Genomic DNA, 25,838 nt, shown 5'->3' with positions numbered 1-25,838 from the left:
CTCAAAATACACACGCGCAGTAGCCGTTAACTATCCCAACAAGGCGTCGCGAGCAAAGTCAGTCTGGGTGCGCCCTGCGCGCAGCCAACGGAGCGTACACGTAGTACGTGACGGCGGCGAGCACTGCGCAAGCCCAGAATGGCAAAGCGCAGTAGCCGTTAACTATCCCCAACAAGGCGTCGCGAGCGAAAGGAGTTTGGGTGCGCCCTGCGCGCAGAACCCGGAGCGTACACATAGTACGTGAGGAGTTCGAGCACTGCGCAAGCCCAAAATCCACACGCGCAGTAGCCGTCAATTATTCAAAAACTAAGGGCGGTACACTTTTACGTTTGTATACCCCTGCTCACGCAAGTAAAGCGCCTGCAAACGACTCATCACCCCGCGATCGCAATACAGCAGATAAGTCTTGCTCTGATCCAGACTGGCGAATTGCGAACTCAGTTTATAGAACGGTAATGCGTGAACTTCTACACTGCCCACGTTAAGCGGCTTTTCGTCCTGCTCATCCGGTGCGCGAATATCCAGCAACACATCGGTATCGGCCAGTTCAGCAACGGTTTCAACCTCAACAACCTGCTCACGGCTTTGCTCGGCAATTTCACGAATATCAACGTTTTTAGCTTCGCTGACGACCCGGTCCAGAATAGAGAAATCAAAGTGGGACTCCTCTTCTTCAATCTTGGCTTTGACCGCTTTCACCGTAGGGCTTTTGGAAATCACGCCGCAATATTCCGGCATGGTTTTTGCGAAATCTTCAGTGCCTATTTGCCGCGCCAGATTAATGATGTGCTCTTTATCATGGGAAATCAGTGGGCGCAAAATCAGGGTGTCTGAAGCATTATCAATTAACCGCAGATTGGTTAATGTTTGGCTGGAAACTTGCCCCAGTGCTTCACCGGTAACCAGTGCCTGCACACCATAACGTTCTGCAACCTGCGATGCCGCACGCACCATCATGCGCTTGAGTACTACGCCCATCTGACCATCTTCGACTTTTTCGAGAATTTCGCCGACAACCGGTTCAAAATCAATAGCAACAAAACGCACCCGATGGGAGCTGCCAAAACGGTTCCACAGATAATGAGCTACCTGCTTGACACCAATTTCATGAGCCGAGCCGCCGAGATTGAAGAAGCAATAATGCACGCGGCAACCACGACGCATCAGCATATAGCTGGACACACCCGAGTCAAAACCGCCTGAAATCAGCGATAACACATCTTCTTGTGTGCCGATCGGGAAGCCACTCAACCCTTCATGACGCGCCTTGATCAGTGTCAGTTTGTCCTGATCAATTTCTAAATGAACCGTAACCTGAGGATGGGTCAGTTTAACTTTTGCACTTTCAATATGTTGATTCAGACCGCCGCCAACATAGCGTTCAACATCACCTGACGAAAATTCATGCTTACCGCGGCGCTTCACCCGCACACAGAAAGTTTTCCCGATCAGTGTCTCGCGATAGGCTGCCAGTGTCTGCTCAAAAATATTGTGCATATCGGTGTAGCTGCGATCTTCTACTTCGAGAATATGGTGAATCCCCGGCACGCGGGTCAACGCATCACAGATAACCGGGCCAAGATTGTCATCTTTGGTACGAATTTCAATATGATCCCAATGACGGACTACCGCGAGGGTATCGTCCTCAAGGTTTTTCAGTACATTGCGGATATTCGTAGTAAGGATCTTAATGAAGCGCAATCGCACAGATTGACTCTTGATGGTGATTTCTGGGAACAATTTAATGATAAACTTCATGGCGGTCTTTAGTTGTCTGGTTATGGAGTGATGGCGCTGCTATTGATAGCAACAGTCAAAGGCTTTAGCGAAAACATGCAAGCCGAGGAGTATATCACTATTAGACGTGCCACTGCGTACTAAAAACCCGACTTAAACGTCACGATTTCCCCTTCATTATCCGCTAGAATAGCCGGTAATAATTTTTTGGCCCGAATGTAATTGGTATGGTGAGTTACTCTCAGAAAAAACCTCATTAGCAGGAATGCGTTACGCACCATTAATGTTACGTTTCATAAAAATATCGAGTCGAATAGAGCTATGGCGAAAAAACCCGCAACACCAGAAACCAAAGTGACCAGTTTTGAGACATCCCTCAGTGAACTGGAACAGATTGTGACCCGCCTGGAGTCCGGTGAATTACCGCTGGAAGAAGCGTTAAACGAATTCGAACGGGGTGTGCAACTGGCCCGCCAGGGGCAGCAAACCTTGTTACAAGCGGAACAGCGAGTGCAAGTTCTTCTCAGTGATGATGTAGATGCACCCTTGGCACCTTTCACCCCGGATACTGAATAGCCTTATGTCTATCGCCCACTCATCTGCTGATTTTTATCATCAACTTGCAGCTCATCAGCAACGGGTCAATCAGGCGCTGCTTGATTTTATTGCTCCGCTACCCTTTGGCGACAGCGACTTAGTCGCCGCCATGCGTTATGGTGCCGTGCTCGGCGGTAAGCGGCTGCGCCCTTATCTGGTTTATGCCACCGGCCAAATGTTTGGTCTGTCGCTGACTAATTTAGATGCTCCTGCGGCGGCAATTGAATGTATCCATGCCTATTCATTGATTCATGATGATTTACCGGCGATGGATGACGATGATTTACGTCGTGGGCAGCCGACTTGCCATGTGAAATTTGGTGAGGCCAATGCCATTCTGGCTGGAGACGCACTGCAAACGCTCGCGTTCTCTATTCTGGCTGAAGCGGAGATGCCCGATGTGGCAGATAAAGATCGCTTATCGATGATTGCCGAATTAGCTAAGGCCAGCGGTGTCGCGGGGATGTGTGGGGGTCAGGCATTGGATCTGGAAGCCGAAGCGCGCCAGATTTCACTGGAAGAGCTTGAACGCATCCACCGCCACAAAACCGGCGCATTGATCCGTGCCGCGGTTCGCCTCGGTGCATTGGCTGCGGGCACAGCAGGGCGCGAAGCGTTACCGTTACTTGACAGGTACAGTGAGGCCATTGGTCTGGCCTTCCAGGTTCAGGACGATATCTTAGACGTTATTGGCGATACAGCTACAATTGGTAAACGTCAGGGTTCAGATCAACAACTCGGCAAAAGCACTTATCCGGCACTGCTGGGGTTAGATTGCGCTAAAGCTAAAGCGATGGATCTGTATCAGGAAGCGCTCAGCGCCCTGAATGCCTTGTCAGAGCAATCCTATAACATAGCGCCGTTGCAGGCGTTAGCCTGTTTTATTATTGAGCGTGATAATTAGAAATATACTGACCGTTAATAAACGCTGATATACCCCAAGAACTTAGCGTTGCAGTCAGGCAAAGCAAACCCTTCTGCTGCAACAGATTCTAAGGGTATGCACCCACTTTTGATATGAGCATCGAATGAGCCTTGATATAGCCAAATACCCGACATTGGCACTTGCAGAAAATCCTGAAGAACTGCGCATGTTGCCAAAAGAAAGCCTGCCGAAGTTATGTGATGAACTACGCCAGTATTTGCTCGCGTCCGTCAGTCGCTCCAGTGGGCACTTTGCTTCCGGGCTGGGCGTAGTCGAGCTAACTGTCGCGTTGCATTACGTCTACAACACACCTTTCGACCATCTGGTGTGGGACGTAGGTCATCAAGCTTATCCCCACAAAATATTAACCGGTCGTCGCGAACAGATCGGTACTATTCGCCAGAAAGATGGTTTACATCCTTTCCCTTGGCGTGGTGAAAGTGAATATGATGTGCTCTCGGTTGGCCATTCCTCAACCTCAATCAGTGCAGGCCTGGGGATGGCTGTCGCAGCTGAACGGGAAGGTAAAGGGCGGCGGACTGTTTGTGTTATCGGTGACGGTGCTATTACAGCGGGTATGGCTTTCGAAGCAATGAATCATGCCGGTGATATTCACTCAGACATGCTGGTTATCCTCAACGATAACGAAATGTCTATCTCAGAAAATGTCGGTGGTTTGAACAATCATCTGGCTCAGTTATTATCGGGTAAGCTCTATGCCAGCCTGCGTGAAGGTGGCAAAAAGGCATTTTCTGGCTTACCACCGATTAAAGACCTGTTGAAACGGACTGAAGAGCACCTAAAAGGGATGGTGGTGCCAAGTACCTTATTCGAAGAGTTAGGCTTTAATTATATTGGCCCGGTTGATGGGCACGATGTGCAAGCATTGGCACAAACGTTGAAAAACATGCGTGACCTGAAAGGCCCGCAGCTGCTGCACATCATGACTAAAAAGGGCAAAGGCTACGCACCGGCTGAGAAAGATCCGATTGGCTGGCATGCAGTGCCGAAGTTTGATCCCGCCTCCGGTACTTTGCCGAAAAGCCAGGGTAGCCTGCCGACTTACTCCAAGATTTTTGGTGAATGGTTATGTGAAACCGCCGCCAAAGACAGCCAGTTAATGGCCGTCACCCCTGCTATGCGCGAAGGCTCTGGGATGGTGCGTTTCTCTCGGGAATACCCCCAGCAATATTTCGATGTGGCTATCGCTGAGCAACATGCAGTGACCTTTGCCGCAGGATTAGCCATTGGGGGCTACAAACCGATTGTGGCTATCTACTCCACCTTCCTGCAACGAGCATATGACCAACTGATTCACGATGTTGCCATCCAAAACCTGCCCGTTCTATTTGCTATTGACCGTGGTGGCCTGGTAGGTGCGGATGGCCAAACCCATCAGGGTGCGTTTGACCTCTCATTCATGCGCTGCATTCCAAATATGGTCATCATGACCCCAAGTGATGAAAACGAGTGCCGTCAGATGCTTCACACCGGTTATCACCACCACGGCCCTGCGGCGGTACGTTACCCACGTGGCAACGGCACCGGTACCGACTTGAAACCGTTAGAGATCATGCCGATAGGTAAAGGTATTGTGCGTCGTGAAGGTGAAAAGATTGCCATATTATGCTTTGGTACTTTACTGGCTCAGGCCCAGTTCGTCGCCGATAACCTCAATGCCACCTTGGTGGATATGCGTTTTGTGAAGCCATTGGATGAGGCGTTGGTACTGGAAATGGCTGCCAGCCATGAGGTATTAGTCACCGTGGAAGAGAACGCCAGCATGGGTGGTGCGGGTAGTGGTGTGAATGAATTGCTGATGGCGAAACGGCAATTAGTGCCGGTACTGAATCTCGGTTTATCGGACAGCTTTGTGCCACAAGGTGAACAAGAGGAAATGCGCGCTGAGTTTGGGTTAGATGCTGCGGGTATACAACGCCAGATTGAAACGTGGCTGGCGTGATAACAACTTAATTTACACAGATTGAGCCAAGGCCGACCACTCCTACAGCCGCTCCGGTGGCTCGCGCCACTACGACCCGAACGGAGTGTTTCCCTTGGTTCGAATTTCACCTGCAATTTGAAAGATGACCACACACATACCCTATAGATTTCAAGGTGCAGGAAGGCGGCAAGTAAGTGCATCCCGATGAGCTGACATGAGTCAGTGATTCGGGTAAGCGAATGCAGCCAACGCACCTGCAATTTGAAAGATGACGGGTATTAGTAGAATAAATCAATTGGCCAATAGTGCCCGATAACAAAGATAATCGCCGCCGCAATCACCCCGGCAATAATGTCATCGATCATGATCCCCATGCCACCATGGACATTGCGATCAAACCAGCGAATCGGCCAAGGCTTCCAGATATCAAAAACTCGGAACGCGACAAAACCCGCAGCGACCCATTGCCAATGATTGACGGGCAATGCCATCAGGGTTATCCACATGCCGACAAATTCATCCCAAACGATACTGCCATGGTCATGAACCTGCATATCTTTGGCGGTACGATGACAAATGTAGACACCAATGCAGATGCTGAACATTACAGCCAAAGAATAAAGCTGCCATGGGAGCTGGATCAATAGCAGCCAGAATGGGATTGCCGCAATTGACCCCATGGTACCGGGTGCCCATGGTGATAAACCACTACCAAAGCCGGTGGCCAGCAAATGCCAAGGATTGGTTAACCGCAAACGGCGTTTGGCTTCATCCATGGGATTTACCTGTTGAGAAGTGATCAAAACCACGAAAATCCAGTTGTACTGCCTTACCTTCACGGAAGAATTTAACACCTTCCGATTGCGGGCCTACCTGCCCAATACAAGTATAGCCTGCGCCGGTATTACTGAGAGCGACATCCAGTGCACCACGGTTTATCTCAGGTACGGTAAAGCACAACTCATAATCTTCACCACCACTCAACGCCCAGCGTAGAGCCTGTTCAGCGTCAACCTGACGTGTTAGCGCATCAGAGTAAGGCAATGCATCCAACTCAATACGCGCCCCACAATTGCTCGCTTTCAGGATATGTTGCAGATCAGAAATCAGCCCGTCGGAAATATCAATGGCAGAGCTGGCAAGGTCGCGCAATGCCTGCCCTTGCAGCACCCGTGGCTGTGGCCGCAGATGACGGTGAATTAATGCAGACCTATCGGCTTCATTATCAACTCGCAACGCATTTTGCAAAATCGCCAGTCCTGCGGCACTGTCACCTAGCGTACCGGTAACATAAATCCAGTCACCAATTCGCGCACCGGCTCGGGTCAATGCCCGCCCTTCCGGTACCAAACCTTGAATGGTCAGCGTTAGACTCAATGGCCCACGAGTAGTATCACCACCAATCAGTTGCATACCGTAATAGTTAAGTTGATCAAATAAGCTATCACTGAATGCCTGCAACCAGTCTTCATTTACATTGGGTAGGGTTAAAGCAAGAGATAACCAGGCAGGATCGGCACCCATTGCAGCTAAATCGCTAAGGTTTACCGCTAAAGATTTGTAACCAAGATCGGCCGGATCGATATCCGGTAGGAAATGAACGCCCGACACCAGTGTATCCGTACTGATGGCCAACAGCTGTTTTTCTGCCACGGTGAGAAGTGCGCAGTCGTCTCCAATACCCAGCTCTACATCCCGGCGATTACTTCTAAACCGGTCAAAGTAGCGGGCAATGAGGTCAAATTCGCCACATGCCATAATACAATTCCAGGAGTGTTTACCGATATATGATTAAGGCCGGTTCCCGGCCTTAATCATATCCCTCTTCACTTGACGCGGTGTTAGCGCTGCCAATGACTTTGGGTATATTATTTCTTTTTACGTACTGTCGGAGCTACTTTATCCAGCACGCCATTTACGAACTTGTGACTATCTTCCGCACCGAAAGTTTTGGCCAGTTCGATAGCTTCATTGATTGCCACTTTATAAGGGACATCATTACGTTTGCTCAGTTCAAACAGTGCAATACGCAGAATAGCTCTTTCAACCTGACCTAATTCCTCGAGCTGGCGGGAAAGAAAAGGTGTCATTAACGCATCCAAAGATGTGGCATTAACTGCGACCCCTGACAGCAATTCGCGAAAATAGGAGATGTCTACATCTTTGACATCCTGCTCCGACAGGAACTGTAATTCAACATCAGCGATGTCGTTTTTAGACAACTGCCAAGAGTAAAGCGCTTGAACAGCGCACTCACGAGCGCGGCGACGAGCAGCAGGTTTCACGGAATTCCCCTTAACTAAATTCAGCCTTTAATAGCTTTGATTACATTAATCATTTCAAGTGCGGTCAGGGCAGCTTCTGCACCTTTATTACCCGCTTTAGTACCAGCACGCTCAATTGCCTGCTCAATACTTTCTGTGGTCAGCACACCGAAAGCGACTGGAATATCGCTATTCATGGCTACACTTGCCAAGCCAGAACTCGCTTCACCAGCAACATATTCAAAGTGCGCAGTTCCCCCACGGATAACCGTACCCAGCGCAATTACCGCATCGTAACGATTTGTTTTTGCTAATACATTGGCAACCAGCGGCAACTCATAGGCACCCGGTACCCAAACAACAGTAATGTTGTCATCAGCTACCTGACCAATGCGCTTCAGGGCATCAATTGCACCTTCCAGCAGACTGTCGTTGATAAAGTTGTTAAAACGCGCAATTGCAATCGCCACGCGGGCATTAGGAGTAGCAACAACACCTTCGATAACGTTCATAGCTTTCCTCAATATGGGTTCATACCCCGCAGGGGGGCGGATTCTATCATATTCTTTCACGCCCCGCCCCTGCGCATTTACAAAACGCTTGGCAAGACGATGATTGAGCTTCGGGAAATTCTGCCGGAAAATTCAATTAATACTTCGGTTTCAAACGCAAACGTAAGTCTGGCCCCACCTGACGTACATCACTGAAGACAAATTCAGGGGCTTGTGCTAAATGCGTTAATCCAGCCAACTGGCACAATCCGCGGGCATCGCTACCCAACAGTTTTGGCGCGATATACAGAATTAACTCATCAACCACACCGGCCTGTAATAGTGCGCCTGCCAGTTGTGGCCCGGCTTCAACCCACACTGAGTTAATTTGCCGCTTGCCAAGTTGCATCATCAATAATACCAAATCCACACCATTACCATGGCGAGGTAACAATAACTGCTCGACATTATCTGGCCATGGCTGCTGATCCGCCTCAACCCGCGCCAGCCAGCATGGGCCATTTTGTTGTGTCACTTTGTGTTCAGGCGTTACACGGTTATGGCTATCCAATATAATCCGAACCGGTGGGCGCAGCGAATCTTGGGGATACAAGGCTTGCGTTTGGGCATCTAACTCCGACCAGCGCACCGTGAGCGAAGGGTCATCCGCTATTACGGTGGCACTGGTACTGAGAATCGCCGAACTCTCAGCCCGAAAACGCTGCACATCCTGGCGTGCCTGTGGCGACGTAATCCACTGGCTTTCACCCGAGGCCATCGCGGTACGTCCATCTAATGATGCCGCCATTTTCAATTGCAAATAAGGAAAACCGGTACGCATCCGCTTTAGGAAACCAAGATTCACGGCTTCAGCTTCCGCCAACATCAAACCGTGGTCGACTGCAACCCCGGCCTGTTTCAATTTATATAACCCGCGCCCGGCAACTTGCGGATTGGGGTCCTGCATGGCCGCCACGACTCGGGTTACACCAGCGGCCACCAGTGCATCCGCACAAGGCGGCGTGCGCCCGTGGTGACTACAAGGCTCAAGGGTGACATAAGCCGTTGCACCGCGCGCTTTCTCACCCGCCATGCGTAATGCATGTACTTCGGCGTGTGGCTCTCCGGCTCGCAAATGATACCCTTCGCCGACAATTTCACCATCACGCACCAATACACACCCAACATTTGGGTTTGGCGAGGTAGTAAACCGCCCTAACCGCGCGAGTTCAAAAGCGCGGGCCATATAGAACTCATCAGTCTGCATGGCTTTCCTTCCTTTTATTGCGTCGCTTTATGGCTGCGCGACCCTCGCTAAATAACCATTTGACGCGAATTAATCCTGCAAACGGGCAATTTCTTCACCGAATTCACGAATGTCTTCAAAGCTACGATAGACCGAGGCGAAGCGAATATAGGCCACTTTATCGAGCCGTTTGAGGGCTTCCATCACCAGGTTACCCACCATTTTCGTCGGAACTTCCCGCTCGCCCGTGGCGCGCAATTGGGATTTGATATGACTTATTGCTGTTTCGACATCATCAGAGCTAACCGGACGCTTTTCTAATGCTTTCAGCATGCCACGCCGTAATTTATCTTCGTTGAAGGGTTCGCGCACATCATCACTTTTAACCACGCGCGGCAACACCAGTTCTGCCACTTCAAAAGTGGTAAAACGTTCATTACAATCTAAACACTGGCGGCGGCGGCGCACTTGCGAACCATCGCTCACCAGACGGGAGTCAATGACTTTAGTATCCACAGCGGCACAAAACGGGCAATGCATAGTGCTTCCTGATGAGTGAGCCAAAACTTAGCCCCAGTTTACCGCGAACTGCCACGACAACAAAGTGCGGAAACGGCAGTTTATCTTGATTCAACTATTGAGCAGCTTCTGGTTCAGTGGATTTAGGCTTTATCAGCACAGGCCATTCCTTTTGCAGCGCTAACCAAACTTTACGATCCGGGGATAATATATTGAGAGGGTCGAAAGGGTATTGGGCTGGTGTGCCCTTAACGAATATCTGAGTAACCAGTCCATAGAGCCAATTTGCTTGCGCCACTTGGTCATAACCCGCATATTTCCTTAATTCAGTAATTAGCCCTTTTAACTCTAATAAATCTTTTGCTGACTGCATATTTACATTTTTGTAATCTTGGGATAAATCAGGGAAAAGGACTGAAGCAATAGCATTCACGAATCGTGTCCAAAGCGTGTCATGCTTATTTGATAATTCTAGCAGCAGAGAGTTTATCAACGCCAAGGCATTAGGACTTGTTTTGCACACAATAACCAGGCTATTATTTAACTCAGGCAATGACCCCATATTCATGATTATTTCTTTGTCATAAGACTCTATCAGTTTCTCAATTTCTTTATATCGAAGTTGAAGTTTATCTAAGTCATGTTCCCCAGACATGCTGCCTTTAAATATGACATCTTTATTTATTGTTAAATCTTTCCCTCGATATATATTAGATTCAAATATCTTATGCTGCATTAGGCATAGACCTCGCGCGAGAGAATATAGATGTATAAGCTTCATTAGCTTATTCTCTGCACATCTAATACTCTCTCTAGCTGAATTTATTTTTTCATGATCTACAGACGCCGCATTGGAGCAAGACTCTGTTGATAACACAGCTTCCTGCGTCATATTTTCCTTTATGATAAATTGATATTTATTATTAGTCCCCTTTGATAATACATACTTATCACAGATATTAAGTTTGTTGTTTTTTGTGGCAGATTCAAGTTCGTCAATAAATCTTTTATACTTACCAGATATTCCCCACCACAAAAAACTATCATTTGCTTTTACCCGTAGGTATGCATTGATTTCATTAATAATAGATTCGATACTATCACTGTCCATAACGCTGTTTCTACAAATATCAAGATTACCCCCTTTTTTTATTTCATTGTCTCCAATAGCTATTGTAAAAATGTCTGAAAGATCATGTTTCAGAGTGCTCAGTTGTGAAACACTCTCGGTATCATTGGGGTAATTAATTTTTGAGCCATCGATTTTATTAGCGTCCATCCCTACCTCTATTTTAAGCACCCATTTAAATAATGACTAAATAGTAGCAAAAATAAAATAACCAACTATCAGTTCAACTCTATAGTTTATGAAATAAATCAATTGGTTTATCTTCTATTCTTATAAATCACGCTGTGTGAATACAAATAAGAAGCTCATTCATTTCAGAGATGTTTTATTTAACAGAATAAGTAAGTTGAAAATAGTTTGTAATAAATAAAGCGGTGAGGGAAATGGCTTAATATCGTTTTTTTATGGCAAAAATGAAGTCTGGCGACTCAAACAAAAAAGCCCTAATACCAGCTATACACCGGTATCAGGGCTTGCTTTTCGTTCTGCCACTTACAACTTAAGGCAGGATTGAAGGTTGGTCTGCGCCTTCTTTCTCAACTTTCTGCTGCAACATGTGTTCACGTTTCATACCCAGTTTCAACGCCAGCGCGGACGCAACGTAGATGGATGAAACGGTACCGATGGAAACACCGATCAACATCGTCAGTGAGAAGCCTTGCAGCATCGCACCACCGAAGATGAACAGCATCAATACCACCATCAGCGTAGTTGCAGAAGTCATAATAGTACGGCTTAAGGTCTGGGTCAGAGACACGTTCATGATTTCATAAGGCGTACCGCGACGGATCTTGCGGAAGTTCTCACGAATACGGTCCGATACCACGATACTGTCGTTTAGTGAGTAACCAATAACCGACATCAATGAAGCAATGATGGTCAGGTCGATCTCAATCTGGAATAACGACAAGATCCCCATGGTAATGACCACGTCATGGGCCAAAGCGATAACCGCCCCCAGCGCCAGACGCCATTCAAAACGGAAACCGACATAAACCAGAATACACAGTAACGCGACTATCAACGCCATGCCGCCAGCTTGGGCTAAATCGCTGCCCACACTTGGCCCGACGAATTCGATACGTTTTACCGAAGCATTCTTATCAACTGACTCATTAATAACAGAGATAACTTTGTTGCCCAATTCCTGCCCGGCAGTTCCGGTGGCGGGTGGCATACGTACCATCACATCACGGGTGCTACCAAAGTTTTGCAGAATTGGCGATTCAAAGCCCGCTTTTTCCAGCGTGTCACGCAGTTGATCCAGATCCGCAGGTTTTTCCAGGTTAATTTCAATCACCGTACCACCGGTGAAATCCAGACCCCAGTTGAACCCTTTAGTGGACATCACCACAATCGATGCCACCAACAGCAACAACGAGACGCCGAAAGCGACGTAATCCCAGCGCATAAAGTCATAGACTTTACGGCCATAGTTCAGTTGTTCAACAGTATAATCCTGTGCCACAACGTACTCCTCAAATAGACAGCTTGTTAATGCGCTTGCCGCCGTAAAGCAGGTTGACGATGGCACGAGTACCGACTATAGCGGTGAACATTGACGTTATAACACCGATTGCCGTTGTAATGGCAAAGCCTTTAATCGAACCGGTACCCACAGCATAAAGAATAATTGCCGTGATAAGCGTCGTTACGTTCGCATCGACGATACTTGAGAAGGCACCTTTGTACCCTTCATGAATCGCTTGCTGGATCGTCCGCCCGTTCCTGAACTCTTCTTTTATTCGCTCATTAATCAGTACGTTAGCATCAACTGCTACCGCCAATGTCAATACGATCCCGGCAATACCCGGCATGGTTAATGTCGCCCCCGGTAACAAGGACATCACACCCACGATCAACACCAGGTTAGCCAATAGCGCCGTACTGGCAATCACACCAAATTTACGGTAGTAAATCACCATAAACAGGATAGATACCGCCAGGCCCCACAAGCAAGCTTCCAGACCTTGGGTGATGTTCTGTGACCCCAGAGTTGGCCCGATAGTACGCTCTTCCACAATCTGGATAGGAGCAATCAGAGCACCAGCACGCAGCAACAGGGAAAGCTGACGAGCTTCAGCCGGGTTATCAATGCCAGTAATACGGAAGCTGTTACCCAAGCGTGACTGAATAGTCGCTACGTTGATAACTTCTTCCTGCTTAACCAGAATCGCTCGGCCGTTAGCATCCTTTTTGCCGCTGTCTTTATATTCTACGAACAAAGTCGCCATCGGCTTGCCGATGTTGTCTTTGGTAAAATTAGACATCAGAGAACCACCGGCGCTATCGAGCGAGATATTAACCTGAGCCTGGTTATATTCGTCGGTGCTGGAGGTTGAGTCAGTAATATGGTCACCGGTCAGGATAACGCGCTTGTACAAGACAACCGGGCGGCCTTCACGGGTATTTTTGACTTCTGAATCACCCGGTACCCGACCGGAAGCAGCAACAGAGGCATCAACATTGCTATTTACCAGACGGAACTCAAGTGTTGCCGTCGCACCAAGAATCTCTTTGGCACGCGCGGTATCCTGAATACCCGGTAATTCAACCACAATACGATCCGATCCCTGGCGCTGAACCAACGGCTCGGCTACACCTAACTGGTTAACCCGGTTACGTAGGATAGTAATGTTTTGTTGAACTGCATATTCACGCGCTTCCCGCAGACGGTCATCCGTCATCACTGCCTTTAAGGTATTGCTACCATTGGAGCCAATGACCAGATCACGGTGGCGAGAAGAGAGGTAGCTGACGGCATCATCGCGGGTTTTATCGTCGCGAAAACGCACTTCAACACCATAGTTATCAAGCTTACGCACCGTGGCATACGGGATATTTTTCTCACGCAGATCGGTGCGCAGGGTATCCATCGTTTGCTCTTGCAGTTTGCCCAGCGCAGTATCCATATCCACTTCCATCAGGAAGTGCACACCGCCGCGCAGGTCAAGACCCAGCTTCATCGGCTCTGCACCTAGCTTGGCAAGCCAAGAGGGTGTTGCCGGAGCCAGATTCAGCGCGATAACGTATTTGTCACCCATCGCAGCCATCAGTGCCTCACGGGCACGCAACTGGACGTCAGGATCTCTAAAGCGAGCCAGGATTGCACCGTTCTCCAGCGCAATAGACTTGCTCGCTATGTTGTCTTTTTCTAAAACGTCACGGACTTGGACCAGCGTTGTTTCACTGGCGGCGATTCCTCGCGCACCAGTGATTTGAACAGCCGGATCCTCACCATAAAGGTTGGGAAGTGCGTATAGCAGACCGATGAAGATCACAACGATCAGCATCAGATACTTCCACAAAGGATAACGGTTTAACACGGCAATTCCCTTCGGGAAAATCGAAAATTACAGAGCCTTCATTGTACCTTTCGGTAAAACGGCAGCAACGAAGTCACGTTTGATCATCACTTCAGTGGTGTCGTTCAGTGCGATTACGATATAACCCGTTTCCGCAACTTTAGTTACACGACCAAGTAAACCACCCGTGGTTAGCACTTCATCACCTTTACCAATAGAATCCATCAGTTTTTTGTGTTCTTTGGCACGTTTTTGCTGTGGACGCAGGATCATGAAGTAGAAAATAAGACCAAATACCACCAGCATAATCACCAGGGAGTACGGGCTGCTTTGAGCCGGAGCCCCAGCGGATGCGACAGCATCGGAAATGAAAAGACTCATTAAAATTCCCTCATTGTTATCAATATCAATAATGTGAAATCAGTGCGATAAAACAGAAACGGTAAATCGTAACTGTTAGATCTACAAATACAAAGGCAATAATTTTAAAATCAGGCATTTAATGGCGGAACAGGTTTCCCAATCCGGCCATAGAAATCTTCAACGAAGACCTCTAATTTACCCTCTTCAATAGCCTGACGTAAACCCGCCATTAAGCGCTGGTAGTAACGCAGGTTATGAATAGTATTTAGTCGCGCACCCAGTATTTCGTTGCAACGGTCAAGATGATGCAAGTAGGCACGACTATAATTGCGACAAGTGTAGCAATCACAATGTTCATCCAACGTTGCAACATCATCCTTATGCGTGGCATTACGGATTTTTACCACACCGTCAGTGACGAACAAATGGCCGTTACGGGCATTACGCGTAGGCATCACACAGTCAAACATGTCGATACCACGGCGCACACCTTCTACCAGATCCTCTGGTTTCCCCACGCCCATCAGATAACGTGGTTTATCTGCCGGAATCTGCGGGCAAACATGCTCCAAAATACGATGCATATCTTCTTTTGGCTCACCCACCGCCAAACCGCCCACAGCGTAACCATCAAAACCGATATCTACCAGCCCTTTTACTGACACATCACGTAAATCTTCGTAAACACCACCCTGAATAATACCAAACAATGCATTTTTATTGTTCAGTTCATCAAAGCGTTGGCGACTACGGGCCGCCCAGCGCAACGACATCTCCATCGAACGCTTGGCATAATCCCAGTCCGCGGGATAGGGGGTGCATTCATCAAAAATCATCACGATATCGGAGCCGAGATCGTACTGAATTTCCATTGATTTTTCTGGGCTAAGGAACACTTTATCGCCGTTGATCGGGTTTTGGAACATCACCCCTTCTTCTTTGATTTTGCGCATCGCACCCAAGCTGAATACCTGGAAGCCGCCGGAGTCAGTCAGAATCGGGCCATGCCACTGCATGAAATCATGCAAGTCACCATGCAACTTCATGATTTCCTGACCTGGACGCAACCACAGGTGGAAAGTGTTACCCAGCAAAATCTGCGCACCGGTCTCTTTTACTTCTTCCGGTGTCATCCCTTTAACTGTGCCATAGGTGCCAACAGGCATAAATGCCGGGGTTTCTACCACGCCACGCTCAAAGATTAGACGACCACGACGGGCGCGCCCATCAGTTGTTTGTAATTCGTACTTCACATAACCTCCAGCACTAGAGAAACAGTCTAATGTTGTTATTGCCGGATCACACAATATGTGTGACCTAAAATTTACGGGTTAACCGTCTCTTGCGGTGCCCGTGGATTACGGCTGATAAACATCGCATCGCCGTAACTGAAAAAGCGGTATTGTTCTGCCACCGCTTGCTGGTATGCATTCATGGTATTTTTATACCCAGCGAAAGCAGACACCAACATTATTAATGTTGATTCAGGTAAATGGAAGTTGGTCACTAAGGCATCCACAACCTGATAATGATAACCCGGGTAGATAAAGATACGGGTGTCACCAAAGAAGGGGGCAATCAGGCTGCTCTCTGCCGCCTTAGCAGCACTTTCCAATGAGCGTACCGAGGTGGTCCCAACCGCCACGACACGATTGCCACGCGCCTTACAAGCCAAAACAGCAGCTACCACATCTTGAGGTACCTCTGCATATTCGGAATGCATGATGTGCTCTTCAATGGTGTCTACACGCACGGGTTGGAACGTCCCCGCGCCGACATGTAGCGTAACGAAAGCCATCTCAATGCCTTTCTCGCGCAGTGCGGCCAGCATTGGCTCATCAAAATGTAAACCGGCCGTTGGTGCGGCTACTGCCCCTGGGCGCTCACTGTAGACTGTTTGGTACAATTCACGGTCAGCATCTTCATCAGGGCGGTCAATATAAGGAGGCAAAGGCATATGGCCGACGGCATTTAGGATAGTAAAAACATCCCGCTCATCGTCAAAACGCAGCTCGAACAAGGTGTCATGGCGTGCCAACATCGTGGCTCGAATACTTTCGTCATCGCCCAACAGCAGCTCAGCACCCGGTTTAGGTGCTTTGGAGGCTTTTACATGGGCCAGTACACGATGATCGTCCAAAACACGTTCTACTAATACTTCAAGCTTACCGCCACTGGCTTTACGGCCAAACAAGCGCGCTGGAATAACGCGGGTATTGTTAAATACCAGCAGATCGCCGGGCGTCAGTTTATCCAGCAAATCGGTGAAAATTCCGTGCGTTAACGTTCCCGTCGGGCCATCCAGTGACAGTAAGCGGCAACCGCTACGCTGGGGCTGGGGATAATGGGCAATCAGAGATTCCGGCAGCTCAAAAGAAAAATCGGCAACACGCATAGCTTTCCACTTGATATCAGAACAGACCCGGCTCACGAGTATGATTGGAGCCGGTTCACAAAAACAGGCCGCTAGTCTAGAGCCCTCAAGGGCTGGCTGCAAGAAATAAGGACAATTGGTGGTCATTTGCTATAGCCAAAATAATTGTCGTCGCAGCCAGGCAGTAAATGAATGCATCTCGATAAGCTGACGCCCACCAGTGATTCAGTTGGCAAATCTGCCAGATGCGGATTTGAGCACGGCTTACAGTAGCTCCGCAGAGGTGGGCCAGGAAATTGACCGCGTAATGACGGCAGCTAACACCGCTGCAACTTCAAGTAAGAAGGGATATACTTTGCAGATGAATTTTCTCGCTCACCTCCATTTAGCCACACTGGCTGACAGTTCCCTACTGGGCAATCTGCTGGCAGATTTCGTCCGTGGTAATCCACAGGATGAATATGCCCCTGAGATTGTGGCTGGGATTATGATGCATCGCCGCGTTGATGTCATGACCGACGCGCAGCCGCTGGTCAAAGAAGCCCGTCGCTATTTTAGTGCTGATTACCGCCGAGTTGCCCCTATCACTTTGGATGTGCTGTGGGATCATTTTCTGGCACGTAATTGGGATAAACTGGTGCCGGACTACACGCTGCCCGGGTTTATCCAGCATGCGCAAAGCCAGATTGTGCCCCATCTACCACAGACACCCGCGCGCTTTCAGCACCTTAATGCCTATCTGTGGCGGGAGCGTTGGCTGGAGCGCTATGCTGAACTACCCTTTATAGCTGATGTGTTACAAGGTATGGCTAATCGGCGGCCCAAACTGGCAGCACTTGCTGGCTCTTTTCAGGATATAGAACAACACTATCAGCCGTTAGAACAACTGTTTTGGGCGTTTTATCCTGCCATGATGTTGCAGGCACAACGCCAACAAATCTAGCTTAAAACATCTTTATTTGTATGGTTATTACTACTAAGTCACTTGCGCTTTCTGCCAGAATGGGTATCTTAGCAAGACTACGAAACTAAAAACGTCGTAACGATAGGTAAAAGCTATCACAGCGATTGGTATTTATCCCTTTATTCATTGCGCTTAAATATCTATGCTGTGCCGATACTTTTAAGACAACTGGTTAATCCATCCCTATTAACAGGAGTAATTTATGGTTCTGGTAACTCGTCAAGCCCCTGATTTTACAGCAGCTGCTGTTCTTGGTAGCGGCGAAATCGTTGAAAACTTCAACCTGAAAAAACACCTGAACGGCCGCCCTGCCGTCCTGTTCTTCTGGCCAATGGACTTCACTTTCGTTTGTCCTTCAGAGTTGATCGCTTTCGACCACCGTTACGAAGAATTCCAGAAACGTGGCGTTGAAGTTGTTGGTGTTTCTTTTGACTCTGAGTTTGTGCACAACGCATGGCGTAAAACCCCCGTTGATAAAGGCGGCATTGGTGAAGTTAAATACCCAATGGTTGCTGATACCAAACGTGAAATTCAGAAAGCCTACGGCATTGAACATCCAGAAGCTGGCGTTGCATTGCGCGGTTCATTCCTGATCGACAAAAATGGTATTGTTCGCAGCCAAATCGTTAACGACCTGCCAATCGGCCGTAACATCGACGAAATGATCCGTACTGTTGATGCACTGCAATTCCACGAAGAACACGGCGAAGTTTGCCCTGCTCAGTGGGAGAAAGGTAAAGCAGGTATGGGCGCATCACCAGATGGCGTAGCTAAATACCTGTCTGAAAACGCCTCTAAACTGTAATAACAGTTTATGCCGCCCCTGATTTACTCGGGGGTATCAAGCCAGTCAGTTCACCCTGACTGGCTTTTTTATTTTATAAAGTGGTAAATGGGTGCTTGAAAGCTTCTACCTGACAACGAAGGGCGGGGATGACTCCCCACCCGATTGCCTTACCGTTCAGATTCGTAAGCTAAAATGGCCGCAACCTCTTTGTTTCCATTTTTTACCCGTAACTCACACAGTGATTTATGGGTAATCAATGTAAATGCCAGTACTGTTATACAAACAATTAACAGGCATAGAACCAACGTATTTTGTGGCATATTCAGCCTCCTTGCCTTGCCTTTCGGCGGGTAAAAGGCTACCGTAATGTTGCTAGGCATTAGGGAGCCTCGTATTGATTAACCTCAGTACGGGGCTTTTTCCTATCTGCTTTATGACAACAACTGTTTTTACCAAGGCACTTACAGCACTGGTTCAAACAATGCCCAAAGCAGACAGCTTCAAGCACCCGCCGCAGAGTCTATATAATAATCTTTTCCATTCCCAGCTTATCAAGCTCGTAAATACTTATTTATTTTCAATAAGTTATTTTTATTTATCTTGGCGCCTTTCAAGCATAAATCAACCTATCTGCCAGACAACAACTGACAAACTCTCCTTTCGCCGCCAATTAATTAGCAGCCATAAACATTAATTCTGCTATTAATTATTACTGGTGTGTTTTTTTGCACACGCCATAAGCAGCGCTTTTAAGCTGCCAGACAAAAATGATCAGGTCATCCCTGGCGGGCAGGAACTAACAGGAGTCAGAATGTTGTTAAAAAAATGGAACAAACCCTTGGCTGTATTGGCTTTACTGGTCAGTGGTACACTGCATGCGGCCTCTACACCGGCGGTGGAAGCAAAACATGGCATGGTGGTGACCTCGCAATATCTCGCTTCACAAGTGGGAACTGATATTTTAAAAATGGGCGGCAATGCCGTTGATGCCGCAGTGGCGGTGGGATATGCACAGGCTGTTGTAAATCCATGCTGTGGCAATATCGGTGGGGGTGGTTTTATGACCATTCACCTTGCCGATGGAACTGACACATTTATCAACTTCCGTGAAACTGCACCAGCGGCTGCCAGCGCCGATATGTATTTAGATAAAGAGGGAAAAGTCACTAAAGATGCCAGCTTGTATGGTTATCTGGCAGCCGGCGTCCCTGGTACGGTATTGGGAATGGATAGCGCGCAGAAGAAATACGGTAAATTGACGCGCCAGCAAGTGATGGCTCCGGCGATCAAACTGGCCCGTGAGGGCTTTGTACTGACGCGTGCCGATACTGACATTCTGGACACTACCGTCAAACGTTTCCGCCAAGACCCTGAATCCGCGCGTATTTTCTTGCGCAAAGATGGTGAAGCACTGCAACCGGGGGATCGTTTAGTTCAGGCTGATCTGGCTGAAACCCTTAGCGCAATCTCAGAGCAAGGGCCGGATGCCTTCTATCAGGGCAAAATACCGCAAGCAGTAGAGGCGGCGGCGAAAAAAGGTGGCGGTATTTTGACAGCCGCTGATTTTGCCAACTATAAAATCACTGAAACTGCACCAATAACCTGTAGTTATCGCGGTTATAAATTTGTTTCCTCACCACCACCCAGCTCCGGTGGGGTGACATTATGTGAAACTCTGAATGTGCTGGAAGGCTATGACCTGAAAAGCATGGGCTTCAATTCCGCGGCTTACATCCATACCCTGACAGAAGCTATGCGCCATGCTTATATGGACCGTAATACCTTCCTCGGTGACCCCGAGTTTGTTAAGAATCCGATTGATCGCCTGTTGAGCAAAAGCTACGCCGCCGATATCCGCAAGCAAATCGTTGCCAACAAAGCGACTCCCTCGGTAGAAGTACAACCGGGGATGCAACCCCATGAAAAACCAGAAACCACCCACTACTCTATCGTCGATAATGAAGGTAATGCGGTCTCCACGACCTACACGGTTAACGGCCGCTTTGGTGCTGTGGTGATTGCCCCGGGTACTGGCTTCTTCCTGAATGATGAAATGGATGATTTCACCGTCAAAGTGGGCGAGCAAAACCTGTATGGTTTAGTACAGGGGGCAACCAACTCCATCGCCCCCGGTAAGCGCCCACTATCGTCTATGAGCCCAACATTAGTGACCAAAGACGGTAAGACATTTATGGTGTTAGGCTCTCCGGGTGGCTCCCGAATTATCACCATCACCCTGCAAACAGCCCTCAATGTCATTGACCATGGCATGGCACCACAAGAGGCGGTAGATGCACCACGCATCCATCACCAATGGCTACCTGATGAGGTATATTACGAACAACGTGGCGTATCCGCAGATAGTCTTAATCTGCTGAAAACCATGGGATATAAGATGGTCGAACAGAACCCATGGGGTGCAGCCGAGCTGATTCTAGTGGGCTTGGCCGGAGTGGAGGGTGTCAGCCCGGCCAACTCGGGGAATGACTCGGCAGTTTCCGGCAAAGTTCGTGAAGGCTACCTGTACGGCGCTAACGATGTCCGTCGCCCAGCAGGTGCCGCCATCGGTTACTGATAGCTATACCCGTCATACTTCAAGCTGCATGTGCGTTGGCTGCTCTCAATCACCCGAATCACTTACTCCAGTAAGCTCATCGGGACTCATTCGCTTGCCGCCTTCCTGCAACTCGAATTATTTAGGCTATATAGATATTGATTAACAATGCTATTCATCCCCCATCAATGTATTGGTGGGGGAAATTTACTGGCTTATTGATATTACCAAGGCAATGTATGCCCCTGGTAATCAATAAAACCGTGACCGCCCTTACCGGAAGCGTGCTCAATTTGGTCGACCACGCCCTTCACACTGGTCGCAATGGTCAGGGGTGCCGCATCCCCGCCCATATCCGTTTTTACCCAACCTGGATGAATCGATAGCACCGTCAGAGCCGGATCGGCCACTTCAGCAACCAAACTACGGGTCATCATATTTAGTGCGGCTTTACTGGCTGAATAGAGAGGTTTATGGCCGGAGGCATTATGACCAATACTCCCCAACTGAGAAGACATAAAGGCCAATACACTTTGAGTTGGATTACGTTGTGTCAGCAGATGCTGAGCGATACGGATAGGTGAAACGGCATTGGTTTGGAATAATTCCAGAATATCTTCCGGTTGCGCCTCAAGAGCTGATTGATGTTCCGGCCCAGAGATACCCGCATTAACAAATATGAGGTCGAATATCTGCCCCTGTAGCTGCGGCAAAAACTGCTTAATACTTTCAGGTTTATTAATATCCAATGTTAGCCAATGGGCGGCATGGGCTGCGGTATCTTTCGCAGCACCGCGTGTCGTCGCAGTCACTGACCAACCACGGCGATTAAGTTCGTCAACCAGCCCCAGTCCCAAACCTCTTGAGGCGCCAATGATCAATGCCTTTCGTTTAATTGTGCTCATATCATTCTCCCTTTGCTGAATGTTACCTGCCCACTGTTTGGTCAGCCATACGATTACCTATCATATATATAATATCTCAACAAAAGGAAAAGCGGCGCTTGGCCGCTTTTAATCGCTATCACTGCTGGCTAACGATTAAGTTAGCGCTCACCAACACCACGCCACAAAGTGACACTCTCACCAGCCAAGTGCAGATTGACGCCTGACTCAGTGCCATCCAACTCGGATGAGCCTTCCAGGCGCAGCCACTTAGCGACATTGAGTAAAGGGGATGCTGGCAACGAAACATTGATATCACTAATACGTTGTATCGCGACCATCACTCGTTCACGTTGGTAGCTACGAATAAACACCAAAGTGTCACCATTGGCATAAACCACCTGACAACCACCACGCCGCAGCGCCATGCTTTTGTGCCTTAGAGCCGCCAGCCGTTGGCATAATTTCAACAGGTCATTATCCCATTGAGCCTCATCCCACGGGAACGGTTTGCGGCAGAACGGATCATTACCACCATCAAGACCAATTTCATCGCCATAAAATAAGCAAGGCACACCAATCCAGCTAAATAACCACACCAGCGCCATCTGCATTCGGGCTTTGTCATTATTCAGTAGGGTTATAAAACGGGCGGTATCATGGCTGTCCAGTTGATTAAATAAACGCAACTGATGGCCGTGCGGCAATCCGGCTCGGTACTCATCCATCCAGTAGGCACAATCCTCAGCCTTGAGTTTTATCGGATGATAAGCCACATCCAGGCCCGCTAAAAAGCTACGCACCGGTAATGCAAACCCCATGTAATTCATTGCCGAATCTTCTACACCGGCATGTAACCAATTACGTGCGTCGCCAAAGTGTTCCCCCAGAATATAGGCCTGCGGATTTTCTTCTTTAGCCGCCTGATAGATACCGGTCAAATGGCGCAAATTCCCTTTCGCTCCGCCCTCCTCCCCCAACATATGCACCACATCTAACCGCCAACCATCAATGCTGTAAGGGGGGCGTAACCAATAACGCACCACACTACCGTCGCCCCGATAGATTTGATTTACCACGTCCTCACTCGCGAAGTTGAGTTTCGGCAAGCTGGCATTACCTTTCCAATCCAACGCCCGCCCATCGGGGAAGAAATTAAACCAGCCACGATAAGGTGAGTCCTGATGATGACAAGCCCCATTATCCCCTTGCTGGTGCCTATCAAACCAATGATGGGAATCACCGGTATGATTAAACACCCCATCAAGTACCAATTTTATGCCGGCCTCACGGGTAGCCATACGTAATTGCAGAAAAGCCGCCTCACCGCCCAGATAGGGATCTATCTGATAATAATCTTGCGTATCATATTTATGTACGCTGGGTGCGGTAAAAATTGGATTTAGATACAACGCAGTAACGCCAAGTTGTTGTAAATAAGGGATTTTTTGACTGATACCCGCCAGGTCACCGCCATAGAATGTTGAAGCGGCATTAGTGTCATCCAATGGTTGTTGCCATGCACGACGAGCCACCGAATGACCCGCAGCGTGATGATAATAGATCGCATTTTGCACGCCGTGCTCACCCTGACTACTGGCAAACCGATCGGGGAATATCTGATAAAAGACTTGGTCGGCCACCCAGTCAGGGCCACTGTCGGGCATATCAATGGCAAACTGAGCCAGTTGCGCCGGAGGAACCCGCGAGAATCCCAGCGGGCCGAACCATTGTTGGTCGTCATCCCATAACAGTTTAAAACAGTAGCGCCGTGTAGGTTGTCCTTCATGTAAAGGCAGCGTCGCGCGATAACACCAAAAGCCATCACGCTGTTGGCCTTTCATCGTCAGTAGCCATTCTTCATTATCCGGTTCGCAGCGTAAGAAAACCTGTGCTGGTAATGTGTCGCCATGCAACCATTCACCATGCAACCATAAAGTAATCTGTAATGCGTCGCCTCGCTGACGAACAAAAGGCGGGACCGGAAGATGCCAACCACTAAGCATAGAATTCTCCTGCGTTAACCAAAACCATTCCTGTTAAGGCTATCTGGTGCAGACATTAACGCCGCGACACATTCACCTGAGATAGGCGATTTATCTGAATATACAGCTCGCCGATATAAATAATGTCATGTAGTGGCTGCTTCCCCCTCATCTGTCACTATAAATATCAGGGATGAGATTGGGGGAGGAGAAGTATGGGGGTAAATAGCAGAATGCCCCAGATTGTATAGAGCAAAAAAAGCCGAGAAATCTCCCGGCTTGATAGTAGGTATTGACTCAGTATTACTCAGTTTCTTTGGCAAGCTCTCGCTGTTTCTTTTGATGGCGCACTTTCAAGTAATACCCCACCAACAACAATGCAATCCACACTAACCCTACATACAGTGAAATGCGGGTTGTCGGGAACCAGCCAATCAGAGCGATGATAAACACCAGGAAAATGATTGCCAGCACCGAAGTAAAGGTACCGCCACGCAGTGGGAAATCCAGCGCCTTAATCTGTTCTTTGCTTAATGAACGCCGGAAACCAATCTGGGAAAACAAAATCATGATCCATACCCATACAGTGGCAAAAGTCGCCAGCGATGCGATAACCAGGAACACATTTTCCGGCATGATGTAGTTCAGATAAACCGCAATCAGCATGGCAAACATCATCACCAACACCGTCACCCAAGGCACACCACGCTTGGATATTGCCGCAAAGGCTTTTGGTGCATGGCCCTGTTCCGCCATTCCGTTCAACATACGCCCGACACCAAAGACATCACTGTTAATGGCAGATAATGAAGCGGTGATCACCACAAAGTTGAGAATACCTGCCGCAACGGTAATCCCCATATGCTGGAAGGTCAGTACAAATGGGCTACCGTTCGTGCCCACCTGATTCCAAGGGTAGATAGACATGATGACAAACAGGGTACCGACGTAGAATACCAGGATACGCCACGGCACTGAGTTAATTGCTTTCGGAATGGAGCTTTTTGGATTTTCAGCTTCCCCGGCAGTAATACCGATAATCTCAATACCACCATAAGCAAACATCACCAGTTGCAATGATAGGATCATGCCGACATAACCGTTACTGAAGAAGCCGCCGTTAGTCCATAAATTATGAATACCGGTCGGCTGCCCACCGTTACCAATACCCCAAATAATGATACCAAACCCGGCCAGAATCATGATGATGATGGTGGCAACTTTAAAGAACGAGAACCAGAACTCCAGTTCACCGAAGACTTTGACGCTCATCATATTAACTGCGCCAATAATCAGCACCACACTCAGCACCCATACCCAATGAGGCACGTCCGGGAACCAGACCCCCATATAGATACCGAAGGCGGTCACATCAGCAATAGCAACAATCAAAATCTCAAAGCAATACGTCCAGCCGGTGATATAGCCCGCCATTGGCCCAAGGTAATCTTGTGCATAGCGCGAGAAAGAGCTGGCCTGTGGGTTATTCACTGACATCTCACCCAACGCGCGCATGATGATAAATGCCACCACGCCACCGATCAGGTATGCCAATAACACACTAGGCCCTGCCATTCTTATCGCATCAGCCGAACCATAGAATAAGCCGGTACCTATTGCTGACCCTAATGCCATAAAGCGGATATGACGGGTCGTCAGGCCCCGTTTCAGCTTATTTTTGACTGGTAATTCCATGTACATTGCCCCGTCTTTTTTCAGCAAAAAGCCACGGGGATGAGCCGTGGCTAAAAAAATCCTATGACTGTGCC

The 25,838-nt window shown here is 48.4% G+C and carries 23 protein-coding genes; 6 read left to right on the top strand and 17 right to left on the bottom strand.

What is annotated here, in order from left to right:
• Window positions 1-306: 306 nt before the first annotated feature.
• Window positions 307-1,758: a tRNA uracil 4-sulfurtransferase ThiI gene (gene thiI, locus Q2T71_RS03925; protein WP_372558188.1), complete on the bottom strand. Its 1,452-nt coding sequence runs from the start codon at window positions 1,756-1,758 to the stop codon at window positions 307-309.
• Between the two features lie 300 nt (window positions 1,759-2,058).
• Between thiI and xseB the strand changes: the two genes are divergently transcribed.
• The 3 genes from xseB (at window position 2,059) to dxs (ending at window position 5,222) form a co-directional block, all read left to right on the top strand.
• Window positions 2,059-2,313, top strand: a complete 255-nt coding sequence (xseB, locus tag Q2T71_RS03920; RefSeq protein ID WP_372558187.1) for an exodeoxyribonuclease VII small subunit — start codon at window positions 2,059-2,061, stop codon at window positions 2,311-2,313.
• A gap of 4 nt (window positions 2,314-2,317) precedes the next feature.
• Window positions 2,318-3,238 (top strand): (2E,6E)-farnesyl diphosphate synthase, encoded by a 921-nt coding sequence (ispA, locus tag Q2T71_RS03915; RefSeq protein ID WP_372558186.1) that lies wholly within the window; start codon window positions 2,318-2,320, stop codon window positions 3,236-3,238.
• Between the two features lie 124 nt (window positions 3,239-3,362).
• Complete coding sequence (gene dxs / locus Q2T71_RS03910) at window positions 3,363-5,222, top strand: 1-deoxy-D-xylulose-5-phosphate synthase (protein ID WP_372558185.1); 1,860 nt, start codon at window positions 3,363-3,365, stop codon at window positions 5,220-5,222.
• Between the two features lie 260 nt (window positions 5,223-5,482).
• Here dxs and pgpA read toward each other — a convergent pair whose 3' ends face one another.
• The 12 genes from pgpA to queA form a co-directional block, all read right to left on the bottom strand.
• On the bottom strand, window positions 5,483-5,980 hold the full coding sequence (gene pgpA / locus Q2T71_RS03905) for a phosphatidylglycerophosphatase A (RefSeq protein WP_338628848.1): 498 nt from the start codon (window positions 5,978-5,980) through the stop codon (window positions 5,483-5,485).
• Window positions 5,973-6,962 (bottom strand): thiamine-phosphate kinase, encoded by a 990-nt coding sequence (thiL, locus tag Q2T71_RS03900; RefSeq protein ID WP_083160057.1) that lies wholly within the window; start codon window positions 6,960-6,962, stop codon window positions 5,973-5,975. The genes pgpA and thiL overlap by 8 nt, the downstream gene beginning before the upstream one ends.
• 110 nt (window positions 6,963-7,072) lie before the next feature.
• A complete protein-coding gene (gene nusB / locus Q2T71_RS03895; RefSeq protein ID WP_083160059.1) occupies window positions 7,073-7,489 on the bottom strand; it encodes a transcription antitermination factor NusB in 417 nt (138 codons plus the stop codon).
• Between the two features lie 20 nt (window positions 7,490-7,509).
• Entirely contained in the window at window positions 7,510-7,980 is a 471-nt protein-coding gene (gene ribE, locus Q2T71_RS03890; protein ID WP_005182120.1) for a 6,7-dimethyl-8-ribityllumazine synthase, read from the bottom strand.
• A 136-nt stretch (window positions 7,981-8,116) separates the two neighbouring features.
• The gene (gene ribD, locus Q2T71_RS03885; protein WP_372558184.1) at window positions 8,117-9,226 is read right to left on the bottom strand and encodes a bifunctional diaminohydroxyphosphoribosylaminopyrimidine deaminase/5-amino-6-(5-phosphoribosylamino)uracil reductase RibD; all 1,110 of its coding nucleotides are present in this window, start codon (window positions 9,224-9,226) and stop codon (window positions 8,117-8,119) included.
• 69 nt (window positions 9,227-9,295) lie between these two features.
• Window positions 9,296-9,745, bottom strand: coding sequence for a transcriptional regulator NrdR (gene nrdR, locus Q2T71_RS03880; RefSeq protein WP_005182112.1), 450 nt, complete (start codon window positions 9,743-9,745; stop codon window positions 9,296-9,298).
• A 94-nt stretch (window positions 9,746-9,839) separates the two neighbouring features.
• On the bottom strand, window positions 9,840-11,003 hold the full coding sequence (locus tag Q2T71_RS03875) for a hypothetical protein (protein ID WP_372558183.1): 1,164 nt from the start codon (window positions 11,001-11,003) through the stop codon (window positions 9,840-9,842).
• A 349-nt stretch (window positions 11,004-11,352) separates the two neighbouring features.
• Window positions 11,353-12,321, bottom strand: coding sequence for a protein translocase subunit SecF (secF, locus tag Q2T71_RS03870; RefSeq protein ID WP_083160065.1), 969 nt, complete (start codon window positions 12,319-12,321; stop codon window positions 11,353-11,355).
• A 10-nt stretch (window positions 12,322-12,331) separates the two neighbouring features.
• The gene (secD, locus tag Q2T71_RS03865) at window positions 12,332-14,179 is read right to left on the bottom strand and encodes a protein translocase subunit SecD (RefSeq protein WP_083160067.1); all 1,848 of its coding nucleotides are present in this window, start codon (window positions 14,177-14,179) and stop codon (window positions 12,332-12,334) included.
• A 27-nt stretch (window positions 14,180-14,206) separates the two neighbouring features.
• Window positions 14,207-14,539: a preprotein translocase subunit YajC gene (yajC, locus tag Q2T71_RS03860; RefSeq protein WP_005166605.1), complete on the bottom strand. Its 333-nt coding sequence runs from the start codon at window positions 14,537-14,539 to the stop codon at window positions 14,207-14,209.
• 110 nt (window positions 14,540-14,649) lie between these two features.
• A complete protein-coding gene (gene tgt, locus Q2T71_RS03855; protein WP_372558182.1) occupies window positions 14,650-15,774 on the bottom strand; it encodes a tRNA guanosine(34) transglycosylase Tgt in 1,125 nt (374 codons plus the stop codon).
• Window positions 15,775-15,845: 71 nt separating this feature from the next.
• Complete coding sequence (gene queA / locus Q2T71_RS03850) at window positions 15,846-16,916, bottom strand: tRNA preQ1(34) S-adenosylmethionine ribosyltransferase-isomerase QueA (protein WP_372558181.1); 1,071 nt, start codon at window positions 16,914-16,916, stop codon at window positions 15,846-15,848.
• A 340-nt stretch (window positions 16,917-17,256) separates the two neighbouring features.
• Between queA and Q2T71_RS03845 the strand changes: the two genes are divergently transcribed.
• On the top strand, window positions 17,257-17,838 hold the full coding sequence (locus tag Q2T71_RS03845) for an ACP phosphodiesterase (RefSeq protein ID WP_372559838.1): 582 nt from the start codon (window positions 17,257-17,259) through the stop codon (window positions 17,836-17,838).
• A gap of 223 nt (window positions 17,839-18,061) precedes the next feature.
• The gene (locus Q2T71_RS03840; protein WP_372558180.1) at window positions 18,062-18,664 is read left to right on the top strand and encodes a peroxiredoxin C; all 603 of its coding nucleotides are present in this window, start codon (window positions 18,062-18,064) and stop codon (window positions 18,662-18,664) included.
• 149 nt (window positions 18,665-18,813) lie between these two features.
• Here Q2T71_RS03840 and Q2T71_RS03835 read toward each other — a convergent pair whose 3' ends face one another.
• The gene (locus Q2T71_RS03835) at window positions 18,814-18,966 is read right to left on the bottom strand and encodes a type I toxin-antitoxin system Hok family toxin (RefSeq protein ID WP_372558179.1); all 153 of its coding nucleotides are present in this window, start codon (window positions 18,964-18,966) and stop codon (window positions 18,814-18,816) included.
• A 491-nt stretch (window positions 18,967-19,457) separates the two neighbouring features.
• Here Q2T71_RS03835 and ggt point away from each other — a divergent pair, with 491 nt between their 5' ends.
• Entirely contained in the window at window positions 19,458-21,221 is a 1,764-nt protein-coding gene (gene ggt / locus Q2T71_RS03830; protein WP_005182078.1) for a gamma-glutamyltransferase, read from the top strand.
• Between the two features lie 203 nt (window positions 21,222-21,424).
• Here ggt and Q2T71_RS03825 read toward each other — a convergent pair whose 3' ends face one another.
• The 3 genes from Q2T71_RS03825 to proY all read right to left on the bottom strand — a co-directional run bounded on the left by Q2T71_RS03825 (window position 21,425) and on the right by proY (window position 25,764).
• Window positions 21,425-22,105 (bottom strand): SDR family oxidoreductase, encoded by a 681-nt coding sequence (locus tag Q2T71_RS03825; RefSeq protein ID WP_372558178.1) that lies wholly within the window; start codon window positions 22,103-22,105, stop codon window positions 21,425-21,427.
• A gap of 140 nt (window positions 22,106-22,245) precedes the next feature.
• Window positions 22,246-24,090: a maltodextrin glucosidase gene (gene malZ, locus Q2T71_RS03820; protein ID WP_372558177.1), complete on the bottom strand. Its 1,845-nt coding sequence runs from the start codon at window positions 24,088-24,090 to the stop codon at window positions 22,246-22,248.
• Between the two features lie 282 nt (window positions 24,091-24,372).
• Window positions 24,373-25,764, bottom strand: a complete 1,392-nt coding sequence (gene proY, locus Q2T71_RS03815) for a proline-specific permease ProY (RefSeq protein ID WP_372558176.1) — start codon at window positions 25,762-25,764, stop codon at window positions 24,373-24,375.
• Window positions 25,765-25,838 lie beyond the last annotated feature (74 nt).

The organism is Yersinia sp. 1652 StPb PI, from assembly GCF_041538345.1.
Taxonomy (GTDB): domain Bacteria; phylum Pseudomonadota; class Gammaproteobacteria; order Enterobacterales; family Enterobacteriaceae; genus Yersinia; species Yersinia enterocolitica_E.
This window is presented reverse-complemented; position numbering and strand designations above follow the sequence as displayed.

Coding starts and splice junctions, on each gene's coding strand:
- Q2T71_RS03840 (WP_372558180.1), top strand. CDS start 18,062: ATGGTTCTGGTAACTCGTCAAGCCCCTGATTTTACAGCAGCTGCTGTT.
- pgpA (WP_338628848.1), bottom strand. CDS start 5,980: ATGGATGAAGCCAAACGCCGTTTGCGGTTAACCAATCCTTGGCATTTG.
- ribD (WP_372558184.1), bottom strand. CDS start 9,226: ATGCAGACTGATGAGTTCTATATGGCCCGCGCTTTTGAACTCGCGCGG.
- thiI (WP_372558188.1), bottom strand. CDS start 1,758: ATGAAGTTTATCATTAAATTGTTCCCAGAAATCACCATCAAGAGTCAA.
- queA (WP_372558181.1), bottom strand. CDS start 16,916: ATGCGTGTTGCCGATTTTTCTTTTGAGCTGCCGGAATCTCTGATTGCC.
- ggt (WP_005182078.1), top strand. CDS start 19,458: ATGTTGTTAAAAAAATGGAACAAACCCTTGGCTGTATTGGCTTTACTG.
- ispA (WP_372558186.1), top strand. CDS start 2,318: ATGTCTATCGCCCACTCATCTGCTGATTTTTATCATCAACTTGCAGCT.
- malZ (WP_372558177.1), bottom strand. CDS start 24,090: ATGCTTAGTGGTTGGCATCTTCCGGTCCCGCCTTTTGTTCGTCAGCGA.
- Q2T71_RS03875 (WP_372558183.1), bottom strand. CDS start 11,003: ATGGACGCTAATAAAATCGATGGCTCAAAAATTAATTACCCCAATGAT.
- nrdR (WP_005182112.1), bottom strand. CDS start 9,745: ATGCATTGCCCGTTTTGTGCCGCTGTGGATACTAAAGTCATTGACTCC.
- Q2T71_RS03825 (WP_372558178.1), bottom strand. CDS start 22,105: ATGAGCACAATTAAACGAAAGGCATTGATCATTGGCGCCTCAAGAGGT.
- Q2T71_RS03835 (WP_372558179.1), bottom strand. CDS start 18,966: ATGCCACAAAATACGTTGGTTCTATGCCTGTTAATTGTTTGTATAACA.
- xseB (WP_372558187.1), top strand. CDS start 2,059: ATGGCGAAAAAACCCGCAACACCAGAAACCAAAGTGACCAGTTTTGAG.
- proY (WP_372558176.1), bottom strand. CDS start 25,764: ATGGAATTACCAGTCAAAAATAAGCTGAAACGGGGCCTGACGACCCGT.
- Q2T71_RS03845 (WP_372559838.1), top strand. CDS start 17,257: ATGAATTTTCTCGCTCACCTCCATTTAGCCACACTGGCTGACAGTTCC.
- ribE (WP_005182120.1), bottom strand. CDS start 7,980: ATGAACGTTATCGAAGGTGTTGTTGCTACTCCTAATGCCCGCGTGGCG.
- yajC (WP_005166605.1), bottom strand. CDS start 14,539: ATGAGTCTTTTCATTTCCGATGCTGTCGCATCCGCTGGGGCTCCGGCT.
- dxs (WP_372558185.1), top strand. CDS start 3,363: ATGAGCCTTGATATAGCCAAATACCCGACATTGGCACTTGCAGAAAAT.
- thiL (WP_083160057.1), bottom strand. CDS start 6,962: ATGGCATGTGGCGAATTTGACCTCATTGCCCGCTACTTTGACCGGTTT.